The organism is Dickeya sp. NCPPB 3274 (assembly GCF_000406205.1).
Taxonomy (GTDB): domain Bacteria; phylum Pseudomonadota; class Gammaproteobacteria; order Enterobacterales; family Enterobacteriaceae; genus Dickeya; species Dickeya fangzhongdai.
The window spans coordinates 1-12,862 of sequence record NZ_AOOH01000049.1; the positions used below are offsets into that span (position 1 = coordinate 1).

Annotated in this window: 10 protein-coding genes and 1 pseudogene; 3 read left to right on the top strand and 8 right to left on the bottom strand. The window is 55.8% G+C overall.

Going from position 1 to position 12,862, the window contains the following annotated elements; translation table 11 throughout:
• A partial coding sequence (locus DXX3274_RS00005) for a tyrosine-type recombinase/integrase (RefSeq protein WP_042857851.1) occupies nucleotides 1-1,140 on the top strand: 1,140 nt, incomplete at its 5' end.
• Between the two features lie 69 nt (nucleotides 1,141-1,209).
• Here the strand turns inward: DXX3274_RS00005 and DXX3274_RS00010 are convergent.
• A complete protein-coding gene (locus tag DXX3274_RS00010) occupies nucleotides 1,210-1,521 on the bottom strand; it encodes a DUF736 domain-containing protein (RefSeq protein ID WP_042857852.1) in 312 nt (103 codons plus the stop codon).
• 1,022 nt (nucleotides 1,522-2,543) lie between these two features.
• Here DXX3274_RS00010 and DXX3274_RS00015 point away from each other — a divergent pair.
• On the top strand, nucleotides 2,544-3,470 hold the full coding sequence (locus DXX3274_RS00015; RefSeq protein ID WP_042857853.1) for a hypothetical protein: 927 nt from the start codon (nucleotides 2,544-2,546) through the stop codon (nucleotides 3,468-3,470).
• A 251-nt stretch (nucleotides 3,471-3,721) separates the two neighbouring features.
• Here DXX3274_RS00015 and DXX3274_RS00020 read toward each other — a convergent pair whose 3' ends face one another.
• Both DXX3274_RS00020 and DXX3274_RS23515 read right to left on the bottom strand, forming a co-directional pair.
• On the bottom strand, nucleotides 3,722-4,090 hold the full coding sequence (locus DXX3274_RS00020; RefSeq protein ID WP_042857854.1) for a hypothetical protein: 369 nt from the start codon (nucleotides 4,088-4,090) through the stop codon (nucleotides 3,722-3,724).
• Nucleotides 4,090-4,449, bottom strand: a complete 360-nt coding sequence (locus tag DXX3274_RS23515) for a hypothetical protein (RefSeq protein ID WP_238556024.1) — start codon at nucleotides 4,447-4,449, stop codon at nucleotides 4,090-4,092. Before DXX3274_RS23515 ends, DXX3274_RS00020 begins: the two co-directional genes overlap by 1 nt.
• Before the next feature lie 309 nt (nucleotides 4,450-4,758).
• Between DXX3274_RS23515 and DXX3274_RS24365 the strand changes: the two genes are divergently transcribed.
• Entirely contained in the window at nucleotides 4,759-4,920 is a 162-nt protein-coding gene (locus DXX3274_RS24365; protein WP_256379560.1) for a SymE family type I addiction module toxin, read from the top strand.
• Nucleotides 4,921-4,991: 71 nt separating this feature from the next.
• Here DXX3274_RS24365 and DXX3274_RS00025 read toward each other — a convergent pair whose 3' ends face one another.
• The 5 genes and pseudogenes from DXX3274_RS00025 to DXX3274_RS00045 form a co-directional block, all read right to left on the bottom strand.
• The gene (locus DXX3274_RS00025; protein ID WP_042857855.1) at nucleotides 4,992-5,354 is read right to left on the bottom strand and encodes a hypothetical protein; all 363 of its coding nucleotides are present in this window, start codon (nucleotides 5,352-5,354) and stop codon (nucleotides 4,992-4,994) included.
• Between the two features lie 20 nt (nucleotides 5,355-5,374).
• Nucleotides 5,375-9,712, bottom strand: coding sequence for an RHS repeat-associated core domain-containing protein (locus DXX3274_RS00030; protein WP_084478634.1), 4,338 nt, complete (start codon nucleotides 9,710-9,712; stop codon nucleotides 5,375-5,377).
• A gap of 11 nt (nucleotides 9,713-9,723) precedes the next feature.
• Complete coding sequence (locus DXX3274_RS00035; RefSeq protein ID WP_042857857.1) at nucleotides 9,724-10,131, bottom strand: DUF1795 domain-containing protein; 408 nt, start codon at nucleotides 10,129-10,131, stop codon at nucleotides 9,724-9,726.
• A 14-nt stretch (nucleotides 10,132-10,145) separates the two neighbouring features.
• Nucleotides 10,146-11,998, bottom strand: a pseudogene (tssI, locus tag DXX3274_RS00040) (type VI secretion system tip protein TssI/VgrG).
• A gap of 112 nt (nucleotides 11,999-12,110) precedes the next feature.
• A complete protein-coding gene (locus DXX3274_RS00045; RefSeq protein WP_022633128.1) occupies nucleotides 12,111-12,629 on the bottom strand; it encodes an Hcp family type VI secretion system effector in 519 nt (172 codons plus the stop codon).
• Between the last annotated feature and the right edge of the window lie 233 nt (nucleotides 12,630-12,862).

Here is a 12,862-nt window from a genome sequence, read left to right on the forward strand (position 1 = left end):
TCCCGCCTCGGTTTAGGTACCTACCCCGATGTATCGCTGGCCGATGCGCGTCAACAGCGTGACGGCATCCGTAAACTGCTGGCGCAGAATATCAACCCCGCGCACCAACGGGCGGCAGAAAAAGCGCCCCGCTCACCAGAAAAATCATTCAAGGTTGTGGCGCTGGACTGGCACAAGAGCAACCGGACATGGTCAGAGAACCATGCCACCCGTCTGCTTGCCAGCATGAACAACCATATCTTTCCGGTCATCGGGCACCTGCCTGTTACGGAGCTGAAACCCCGTCATTTCATCGACCTGCTGAAAGGCATTGAGAAAAAAGGGCTGCTGGAAGTGGCGGCACGTACCCGGCAGCACCTGTGCAACATCATGCGTCATGCCGTGCATCAGGAGCTGATTGAAAATAATTCGGCGGCCAATCTGAACGGTATTATCGCCCCGCCGGTTAAACGCCACTACCCTGCCCTGCCGCTGGAACAACTACCGGAACTGCTGACTCGCATGGAGGACTACCGGCAAGGACGGGAATTAACCCGGCTGGCGGTATCACTCACCCTGCATCTGTTTATCCGCTCCAGCGAATTGCGCTTCGCTCGCTGGTCGGAAATTGATTTCAGAAACCACATCTGGACTATTCCCGCTACCCGCGAAGTCATCCCCGGCGTGCGTTATTCCGGGCGTGGCGCGAAGATGCGTAGCCCGCATATCGTTCCCCTCTCCCGGCAGGCCCTCGCTATTCTGAGACAAATACAGGAAATCTCCGGGCATCAGGTGCTGATATTTCCCGGCGCTCACAATCCGTATAAACCGATATGCGAAAACACGGTCAACAAGGCGTTGCGTCTGATGGGTTATGACACGAAAGATGAAATCTGCGGCCACGGATTCCGGGCTATGGCCTGTAGCGCGCTGATGGAATCCGGCCTGTGGTCACAGGATGCGGTTGAGCGCCAGATGAGCCATCAGGAGCGCAACAGCGTGCGAGCGGCGTACATCCATAAAGCGGAATACCTTGATGCCCGAAAAGCGATAATGCAATGGTGGTCGGATTATCTGGATATGAATCGGGAAAGTTACGTTGCGCCCTATGTTTATGCGCAAGTGACGCTGCTCCCCTCAAGAGCAGTAAAAACGCAATGAGCCACGGATTCATTGCCGGAGTAAACAGTGTGTGCCCCGCCGTGACTGGCGGGGCGAGGTGTCTGGCTGTCAGGCCGACGGTTTGCTGCGCGACCAGATCAAGTGGTGCTTGCCATTCTCTTCTTCGATAAGGCGAGCATAGAGGGTTGCCGGGAAGGAAGGGTCGTCGAGCATCACCGACAGATAAGGCCGTTCGGCCTGGCTGATTTTCCGCCAGGCTGCGCCGATGTCGTAACCACCGATGGTCTGAATGCGGAAGTCAGGGGCGTGCTCGCTGCTTTTGTCGCAGGGGATAAACCTAACCTTGACATTCAGGGTCAGGGTGCGGACGGTGCCAGTGAAGCCGTTGTTTTGTGCAGTGAAGGTGCCGATGTTAGCCATGATGTTACTCCTTTCGGATTTTTAAGGTCGCGCCTGTCGCGTCCTTTGTGGTGATCCGAATGGCAGGAGCCGAGCTGGCCGCATCGCTTGCGACCGCAACACCGTGAAGGACCGGAAGAGGCAAAGAATTTGCTACGCGAGGAAGGCGTTTGCGCCGGGGAAATTGTTTGCTTCTTCCGGTTGCGGCCATAAAGCCCGGCTCCTGCAAGGATTCACAACGTGCTCAAGGACGCATAGGCTGACCAAGCCGAAAGGCGCATTGGCTGACCCGGCTTCCCCGCACGACGGCTTTACCGGCTCCTCTCCTGATTCGGTCAAGGCCATCATCCCCGCGACAGGCGACATGCCCTGCTGCCAGTCCCTCGGTGCAAACAGCCTATGGCGTCAACCCGGTCATCAGGCCGGACGGCATATTGGTGACGCATTCTTCATGACCGCAACACCATCATCGCCAGTGTCAAAAACGGCAAGCATCCATGCAACCTGACGCAGCAAGCTATGGCAAACGAAAACGCCCCGTCAATTACGCTGGGGCATCCTTTTAATACTGAAGGGATGCCAATTACCCTTTCCATACACTCAAAGACACCTGAATTAACACGTAATAACCAATAATGACAGCAGCACATATATTTTCATGACAAACTGCATCACCTTAAGTAAAAATTTCATTCTATAAATTCAATCTGACAGAGCAGTTCTGGGCTGTTCAGGCCAGTATGAAACGATTTGATGGCATCCATTCATAAAACTAAAGAGTGCATATCTCAGATGCCGTGATGGTGCTGCCACAGCAGGCGGTAGCCCAATTGTGATACAGGCTACATCACTCCTTGTGGATTTGTTATTTTATTTACTGAAAAAACAAAAAATAAAAAATAACATAAACCAGGTCATTCTAAACAACCTTTTTTCACCCTATTGATTTACATATAAAATTTTAACGTCATACCCGGCAACTTTATTAACCAACAGTGACTCGCTACACACAGGAAAGGTTGTCATGCTGAGGAGATTACATCATGCAAAAACAGACCTTCCTTTTAAACACGAAAAGCAGTATGCCTGAATGGATGACGATACAAGAGGCAATCAGAATAGCTAAAAAAACAACAAAAATAGAACTGACAGACAGTGATATTTATCGCCATGCTTTATATGGCGATATCAACCTTTCCATCTACTTCCAATCACCGATTGTTTTACGAAAAATACGAACATTAGATAATAAATTGAAGCTACGCCCAGTTGGACACTCATTCATCGACCGACTCTGTTTGCTTGATCGAAACAGTTTCCTTAGCAAAGGAAATCTTATTCTCAGTACTGAGGGAAGATATATTATCCCCTCCCAGCCAATTATCGATACGCTATTAGCGGGACATGAGTACGTTATGGTACAACGCTTGCTTGCTCGCTCCCTGCACATTCCATTGCCACACATCGGTGAGAATGAGATCAATTACGGTATATCAGTAACCCTTTCAGGAGAGATATTTCAGGTTTTCGAAAAGCTCACATGGCAGGAAAGAATAAACCAGAAAATCATGCGGCTCCCTGAAAAAATGTCGACTGATATTTATCAAAGAATTTTACAACAAGGCGTGAATCCAGACCTCCGAAAAGCTTACTTTCCAATTCATGACCTACCGCAAGATGCCTGCTTTGTCATCCGACATACTGAACTGGAAAAGTTAATCAACATGCCGACCAAAAACCAAACATCATCGTCGTCTTCCACGCGGATATCCACGCCGTTATCCCGATTATTCTGGCTCGCCTGTAAACATAATGAGGCTATTAGCCCATTAATTAGGCAGCCCTATAAACTGTTGTCCATTTTTGAGCAATGGGCATCAACTGATGGTATCACCGACCATCTGAGCGGTGACACACTAAAAACGGCGCTGGAGCGCGGATCCCCCACATCCATTTCAGGATCTGGTTAATAGAGTACGTCCTCATTCAATCCAGGCTGTGTCTCTTAATCACCTGCGTGGTGGAAAATCACATAACGCTTACAGGTGATGGCAGTGGAAATGTACGAAATCGGCTCATAAATGAGCGAATTTAATGCATTTTTTCACCATCAATCAGTGAATATGAATTAAGAGACACAGCCTAATATCTGATCGTTGAATTAAACAGCATAAAAAAGCAGCCGGAAGGATCGTTGGGATCGCTTCCGGCTTTGTCAATATCAAGCAGGGAATTTCCCATTTTTATATGACTGCCAAAGATAGTTTATAGGCCAGCCATTAGTATTTCCCTTCAATATGTCTTTCGCTATTATTTCAATATCATCTGATATTCTTGATGCAATTTCAGGCTCTTTGATAATCTTAAATGAAAGTTTAAAGGATTTTTCACGAAGGATATCGATGAAATCTAAATCATCCTTACTAAAAACCTCTTTTTCCAATCTGTTGAAATTATTCATCCACTCCGAATCAAATGTTTTTGAATCGCGAGAATCCAATGCATTGTCCACATCCAGATTTTTTAAGAAATCAAAAAATGATGGTGAAGATAACACATTTTCCATGTCCATAAGATTGCTATTAATCATTACATCAACCCTTGTTTGGTAAGCCAGTTTTCAATTAGGTCTACGGCTTGGCTCGGTGTTACATTTGAACCCAATATATGTGTACCATTTGGAGAGCGAACATCCACTTTAATATCGTCCAAACCCGAATACGCTTTCTTATAAGCATCAAACAACTTTTTGTCAGAACCAGCAAAGTCACCTTGCCTTGTGCCTATATATTTTCTTTCTGCATCATGCATTCGCCAATGGTCATGCTCTGGCTCTTTACCCCTAGGAAATAAAGTCGGGCGGGTTTTATCGGAGCGTGCAACCTCAAAAGGCCTTCCCTGTGATTTTCTTACGGATGGAACGTGATGACCTGATCCACTAACACCCATACATTTCTTACCGTTTAGACCTAAAGGGTCAATACCGCTTATAGGGTTGTATACATACCCGTAATTACTCTCACCCCCCGCTATCCCTATCGGGTCATAGGGATTATCCGGTGAACGTCGTACTTTTTAGTGTACTTAACCCATTGATGTAACGTGTTTTTCAGGTGGCATTTTCGGCCTGTTTAACACCACGGCAACCCGAACACCCCGACGCGCACTTTTAGCCCCAGACACGCTACCGCCACACTGTGACGTCCCTGCCTGCCACGCATCATAGCAGCGGCGGCAGTCGCTGCCATTAGCCGTTTTGTGAATGAAACGAGTTTTAGCACGGTAGGAGATGTTCTGCCTCTTGCTTGTGTCAATCTTAAAGGCCGCTGGCTGGAAGAGTCGGGGTTTATGACCGGGATGCCGATTACCGTGACGGTCGAGCGGGGAAGGATAGTGATTGAGACGGAGATTAATGTCTGAGCGTTGAGCTAAACAGCAGGTAAAAAATAGCCGGAAGGATCGTTAAGATCGCTTCCGGATTTATTTAAAGACTAAGCGCGTAAGCTATAAATATCCTTCGCTTCCTCATCCATGTCTAGGCTACCAAGAGCACCAAGATCTAGACTATAAATTTTATCACTATTATCATGAAGATAAATAAAATACCCTATATCCCCATCCTGGCCAATTAAAAAATAATTAGGTTCAACATCTTGTATTGTATATGTTTTGTTTCTTTCAATTACATCATGATAGTTATAAATATAAATTAAATCACCACGCGAATTTTGGATTTCATAAGCTTCATTTTCGCCAATCTCTTCAAACAAGAATTTTTTATATGCGATAGGCAACCCTTTGCCTATAAATTTTTCTATATCTACTAATTTTTCCATCGCTTTATTTTTATCCACAAAAAGTCACCTCGCATTTATTAAATATTAAAAAATGGGTTGCCAATATTACTTTCTCTCAATCCATCAAAATATTTGTATGCATCACTAAGGGCTTTTTTAGCCTGTCCAGAAGGAACTCCTGCATCAAGCATCTCTCTATAGCTAGTATTGAACTCTTGTTTCAAAGATGTATCCCATCCGCTCGGCATAGCTCGTCTTGCGCGTTGAGCTGCACTAATTTTAGCGTGAGGGCTACCCGATGAGGATTTTAGTAATGTAGCGGGGGCAGAGTTTCTCTGATACCCGTTAATTCTTTTCTTAGCCCAAGCATCCTGAATAGGATGATGGCTTTGAACAAAACCATCAGATTTAGTATTCAGATGACCCGATGCTCTGTTTGCATTTGGTGATAAATTGCCATGAGGATCAACATCACCTGTCTTATAACCGTTCGGCGCATTGCATTGCACCAACCCCAGCGGATCAACCCATTCAATCGGGTTGGGCGCGTACGCGTAGTTATTCTCCCCCCCCTGTATCCCTATCGGGTCTGGCGAGACATAGCACCCACCGGCCGGGTCGTAGTACCGAAAGCGGTTATAGCATAGCCCGCTTTCGCTGTCACGGAGCTGCCCGGCGAAGGCCAGGCCGGGGTCCGGACTTTCCGAATGTTCTGTTTGCCGGCGTCCCCACAGCGTGGCTTTCGGGGCCTGCCAGCGCAGTGCGCCGTCCTGTGCGAACAGTGCCTGTGGCGCGCCGTTCTGGCTGCTGGTGACAAAATCCGTTTCCCAGTCGCCGCCGGTGTGCTGCCGCTGTTGCACCACCAGCTCCCAGCCGTTGTAGACCCAGTGGCGACGGGCCACCAGCTGGCCGTGGCGGTAGTGCCGCACTTCGGCTATCTGGTCGCCGTCCCACTGGTAGCGAATTTCTTCGGCTTTCTGGTCGCAGCGTTTGCCCACCCGGCGGCCGAACGGGTCGTAGCGGTACAGCCAGCGCTCGCCTGTCGGGGTGTCCACCACCCGGAGCTGGTTGCGGCTGTCCCAGCGGTACTGCCACACCTGCGGGCGGTAGCCCGGCTGCAGCACCTGTTTACGGATAAGCCGTCCGGCCCTGTCGTACTGGTAATGGGTGTCATCGTGCTGAACCAGTCTGCCAGACTGCCACTCGGTGAGGCGTCCTGCCTCCTGCGGCAGGCCGGTGCGGGTATAGTGGTAGCGGGCGGTGGTGTCCACGGTTTTGCCCGCGCCGCCGCTCAGTACTTCCTGCACCCGGCCGCTGGCGTCCAGCCGGTAGCCTTCGGCGTCGCGGTTGTGGCGCACCCCGGTCAGGTTACCGGCGCCGTCGTAGCGGTATTCCCGCGTCTGGGCCGCCAGCAGGCGACCGTCGTGCTGCGCGCCGCTCTGCTCCCGCGTCAGCCAGCCCATCACGTCGTATTCCCGCCGCTGCACAAACCCGCTGCCGCCGGTGCGGAGCGATTCCCGGCCCGCTGCGTCCTGGGTCAGGGTCAGGTCGGCGCCGTCCGGCAACTGCACCTGCCGCAGTTCGCCGGTGCGGGTGTAATGGAACAGGCTGGTGAGTGGGGCAAGGGCGTGTGTGGTGTCGTCCGCATCGCCGTCCCAGGTCAGGGTGCGGGTGACGGTGCGGGCCGCGTCATCGTACTGGCGGGTGAGCAGCGTGCCGTTGTGCCATTCGCGCACCACCCGGTCGCGCAGGTCGTATTCCAGCTGTACGTGGGCGGTGGCTGACGAGACCTCGGTCAGGCGACCCACCGCGTCATAGCGGTAATGCAGGCTGTCATCCGGCGCGGTTTCGCGCAGCAGCAGCCCGCGGGCGTCGTAGAGGAAGTGGCGGGTGTCGCCTTCGCCGTTACGCACGCTGACGCACAGGCCGTCTTCGTCGTAGTCGTAGTGGGTCTCGGTGCCGGTCATGTCGCGCTCGCGGATGACCCGCCCGTCGGCGTCCAGCCACCACTGCCAGCGGCTGCCGTCCGGGGCGGTGACGGTTGTCAGCTGCTGGCTTTCTTTGTCGTAGTCGTAGCGCCAGGTGCGGCCTTCGGCATCGGTGCGCGACGTCAGCAGGTCGAACGGGCCGAAGGTCTGGCGCCACAATGCGCCGTTGCCGTCCACGTAGCTCAGCAGGTTGTTGTGGCGGTCGTACTGGCGCCGCTCTTCCTTGTCGTCCGGGCGCATCAGCTGCTCCGGCAGCTTCCAGCTGGCCCGGCGGTAACCGAGTCCAAAGCGCGCGCCGTCCGGGCGCTGCCACTGCACCACCCGGTCCTGCATGTCGTAACGCAGCTGCTGGGTGCGGCTCTCGGCGTCGGTGGCGCTCAGCAACCGCTGGCGGTGGTCGTACTGCAACCGCGCCTGCACCTCGCCGGCCCGGTCGCTCACCTGCGTCAGCAGGCCGTAGCGGTTCCAGGTGAATCGCACTTCGCTGGCATCCGGACCGGTGAGCCGCTCCGGGTTGCCTTCGGCGTCATACACCCAGCCCCATTCGCGTCCCAGCGGGTCGGTGACGCCGCACAGCCGCTGCGCCTCATCATAGTCGTACTGCCACTGGTGGCCGCTGCCGTCGGTAAAGGTGCTGACCCGCCCGGTATCGTCCAGATAGCCGAACTCGACCACCCGCCCGGCGGGCGAGATTTCCCGCAGCAGGTTGCCGTAATCGTCGTAGTCGTAGCGGGTGACGTGACCGAGCGGGGATTTTTCCCAGCTCATCAGGTGCAGGTCGTTAAAGCCGAATTCGCTGCGCTGGCCGAGGCCGTCGGTCATCACCACCCGGTCGGGGAGGTAGTCGAAACGGGCGGTCAGAAAGCCGTCGGCGCAGGTGGTGTAGACGCAGCGCCCCTGCGCGTCGTACTCGTAGCGCGCCCAGGTCTGGTCGTTGTCGTGCCAGCGGGTCAGCCGGTGGGCGGCGTCGTACTCGTAGTACAGGTGATAGGCCTGGGTGGCGTTGGCCTCAATCAGTCGGCCCTGTTCGTCCTGACGGTATTCGGCCAGCAGCGTCTTCTGGCCGCCGTCGGTGCGCTGAATCTGGTGCAGGAAGTCGCCCTGCCACACCAGCAGCAGGGTAACGCCGTCGCTGTGACGCAACTGGCGCAGGTAGCCTTTCGGGTCGCGCACCAGTTCGATACGGTTGTCGTGGGTATCGTGAATGGCCGACAGCAGCCGGCGCTCGCCCTGTACCACGCTAAAATCGCGCCAGGTCTGCTGGTCGCGGTGCCACAGGCTGAAACCCTCGCCCCGGCGGTGCAGGGTAAACTCCGGGTAGTGCGGGCAGTACACCGCCTGCACGTCCTGATGGAAGGTGAAATCGATGTCATAGCCCTGCGCCAGCGTGATAACCACGTGGGTGTTGAGGCCGTCGCGCGTCACCGTCGCCACGTCGCTCCAGCTGTCGTGCCAGCCGCAGCCCAGCAGCCCGGTGTGCGCCGAGGAGGAACGATAGGCACGTTCAAACACCAGCGGCAGCGTCTGACCCAGTTCGATATCGGTGCGGGATTCAATCACTTCGCCGCTGGCAAGGTACACCGGGTCTTTTTTGAACGCTTTGGCCGCTTCTTTGAATCTGGCCATGCCTTTATTGGCTTTAAACGCCCTGGCGGCGCACCCCATTTTTCCGGGGACTTTGGTGATAAACAGTGCCCCGGCCTTCGCGCCCTTTAAGGCACTTTTCAGACCATTGCGGGTAAACAGCTTCCCCAGTCCCTTCAGCATCCCCCGGCTGGGCGGCACCAGAAACTCCACCGCAATCAGCAGCGCCTTTTCCCACCAGCTGAATTCGTCGGCTATCTCCAGATAGGTGCCCTGACCGGAGCCGAAAAATACCGTCGAGGCACCTTCCTTGATGGTGGCACCACAGACGGTTTTATCGTCGATACGGGCAGCCGGTGCGTCATTCACAAATACCGACTCGCTGCCCTGGGCAATCAGTTGTGGGCTGTTGTGTTTGGTACAAGCGACGGTGTCCTGGGTGGCGCGGGCGACGGGCTGTTTTTCGACAAACACGTTGCCGGAGCCGGTCGCCACCGGCCCGAAGGCCGGCGACGCACTGTCCACCATTGCCGACACCTTATTGGTGACCGCGGAAATCAGGTCACCGGCAGCAAACACCGCCAGCGCCCCGACGGCCGCTACCGCCAGCCCGCCGGTCACCCCCACCAGAAATACCGCCACGGCTGCTACGGCCGCTGCCACCAGCGCCCCGGCGACCGCGCCGGCCAGCGCGCCCAGGAAACTCTTGTGCTTGATGGTCTTGCCCGGTGAGGTCGGCGGCTTGCCCTGACAGGGCTGCGGCCGGTCGGCGGGCGGATTGGGTCGATTACCGGCGTGCATGGCCCCGACCCGGGCCACCCGGCTCAGAATATCGTTGAGCATCGTGACTCCCTTCAGGACGCGGCGGTAAACGTCTCAATCACCGCCAGCAGGGCGGTTTTCTGTTCATCCTTCAGTTCACCGGCTGCCGTAATGGTAAAGGTCAGCAACAGCTCGCCGCGTACCTGCATCACCACCACCTGATGCATCGGCCCTTCCGGCGAGCGCCAGCTGTACTCCAGTCCGCGCGCCGGCAGACCGTCCAGCGTCAGCTCCCAGGCGGCGCGCTCTTCGTAACCTTTCAGATGGGTGGAAAACTGTGCCAGCGTCTGTTCATAGACGGTGTCCGGCGACAGGCCGAACTCAATCGGCGTGCGGTTGACCACCAGATTGGCGGTATCGCCCGGCAGCACAAACACGTGCAGCGACTCGTCGCGCCAGCCTGCCGGTATCGCCAGGGTGCCTTCATTCATCTGATACATACGTTGCGTTTCCCTTAGTTCAAATCGATACGGGTACCGTTCAGCACCAGTCCTTTACCGGTAATGGAAATGTTGCCGTCCTTATCAATGGCGATGAATCCGCCGGCGGTGGCAATCAGGATGTCGCCGCTCTGGGACTGGATGGCGATATTGTTTTTCACCTGCAGCGACTCGTTGTCGTTAACGGTGGTGTGGCGGTTTTGGTGACGGCGACGGTCTGCTCGCCCTGAATCTCGGTGACCTGATTTTCCTTCACCGACACCGTCTGGTTGTGCTGCACTACCACCGTCTGGTCGCCGCCCACGTTCTCGCTATGGTTGGCATTCACCGAGGTGCTGCGGTTGTTCAGCACCACGGTGTTCATGTCCTTCTGGGCGTGGATAAACACCTCTTCCTGCCCGGCCTGGTCTTCAAAACGCAGTTCGTTGAACCCGGCGCCCTTGTGGGTATTGGTGCGCAGCGAGGTGCGGGTCTTGTTCGCCGGCAGCGGATACGGCGACGGGTTGGTGGCGTGAAAGGTGCGCCCGGTGACGATGGGCTGGTCCGGGTCGCCTTCCAGAAAGCTCACCACCACCTCATGACCGATGCGCGGAATGGCAATCAGCCCGTACTGGCCGCCGGCCCAGCCCTGGCTGACCCGCACCCAGCACGAGCTCTGGTCGTCGCTGGCGCCGTAGCGGTCCCACGGGAACTGCAGTTTCACCCGGCCAAATTCGTCGCAGTAAATCTCTTCGCCTGCCGGCCCCACCACCGTTGCAATCTGCGGGCCGTCCACCATCGGTTTGTACGGCAACGCCGCCCGCCAGGTGGCGGTGCCTTTTACCACCTCGAAACTGTTGCTGAGCGTGGTCGGCTCGCCGCCGCTCTCTTCTTCCAGCGCCTGCGGCTGCTGCCCGCTGTGGGTCACCGCCACCACCTGCCAGGCCAGGTTAAACGCCGGGTTCGGGTGCTCGGTGAGGGTAAAGGTGCTGCCCGGCATCAGTTCGGCGGCGTTGGATTCGCCGCTGCCGGTCATGGCCCCGGCGCGCAGCGCGTCCAGCCGGTAGCCGGTAAACGCCTTGCCGCTCGGGTCCTGTTTGAAGCGGCCGGGATAATCAAAGTGCTGGTAGGATTCGCGCTGATGGTCCAGCTCGCTGCTCATCTTGTTGTGCAGCAGCCCGTAGGCCGGGGTCTTGAAGCTGTAATCCTTCAGCGCCACCTCGGCGGTGCTCACCGCCTCGGCGTAGCGGAAACGGCGCACATAGGCGCCTTCGGTCAGCCCCTGCGTCGCCAGGTTGAAGAACAGTTCCGGACCTTTGGACAGCGCGCCGGCGTCGTCGGCGAACACCACCCGGTGCTTGCCGGCGTCGAACTCGTGGAAGTAGAACATCCCCTCTTCCGCCGCCAGCCGGTTGATGAACGCCAGGTCGCTTTCGCGGTACTGCACGCAGTATTCGCGCACCGCGTGCTCGTGGCGCAGGGCGAAGGCGTAATCGGTAATCCCGGCTTCCTCCAGCAGGGCGCTGATAATCGCGTCCGGCTTCTGGGTCTGGAAGATACGGGCGTTGGTGCGCAGCCCCAGCCGCCACAGCGCCGGGCGCACCTCGGCCTGATAGCGGGTACGGCGAAAGCCGGTGTCGCCCTGGGCAAAGCGGCTGACGATACCGCTGACCCGGCGCTGCAATTCGCCTTCGTACCACACCAGCAGCTCGCACGGCTGGTCCAGCACCGCGCCGAAGTCGATGCCGGGCTGGCTGCTGGCCAGATTCAGCGACAGGGCGAACGGCTGGTTCAGCGCCTCGCCGAGTTCAAAATCCACCACCGCGAAGGTACTCTCCGGCAGCGCGCCGATTTTTACGGTAAACTGCAATCCGGTACTGTTGGCCACCTGACTTCCTCCTTATTCCCTGTCTGCGTCCGCACTCAGCGATGACCCCTTTCATCGCTCAGGGCAGGCTGAAAACGACAACACCCGGACTGGAGTCCGGGTGACGGCGTGATTACGCTTCGATCGGCGCGCGCCAGTCGTCAGAGCCGGAAGTCCCGGCCACGGTGTGCTCCCAGTCCACCTTGCGGTAGGCCAGTGACACTTCAATCAGCTGGGTGTAGTCCTGCTTGGACGGGTCCTGGCAATGCGGCATCTGGTTGTTGATGTCGACGATGGTGGCGTCGGTCAGGGTGGTGGTGAAGAAATGCTCCTGCTTGCCTTCCACGGACGTGCGGAACCACTTCAGGGTCACGGTCGGCAGCATTTCACCGGAGGCCAGCGCGTTATACAGCAGCGGCACGGCCTTGTTCAGGGCCACGGTGAATTTGAACGGTTTGTGCACACGCTGGCCTGAAGGCTGGCCGGACTGCGGGTCGGTCGGTACGGTAACGACGTGGTTGAATTCCTGCACCAGCATCTCGTCTTCGTGGCCCTGCACGTAGATGTTGCCGACGGAGTCGGAAGTGAAGGCACCGGCGGTGATATTGCCCTGGGTTTTCCCTTCGATGCTGATATAGCATGGAGTTGGCATAGTCTTGCTCCTTGTTGTTGAACGGTTAGTATGACTTCGCCGTTTATAAAGCAACTTCCATGCCAATTAATATATTATTGTTTTTAAACACAATTCACTTAAGTCAAATTTTCCCTAAGTCAAATTTGAGCAAAAAATTGCGCAGACTTCCCGAAAAAACGGCATCCATTGCGCAAACAGGGATTTATGCTGGAAAGTGAGCAAGAAGTTGCGCAGATTTTGTGATCATTCTG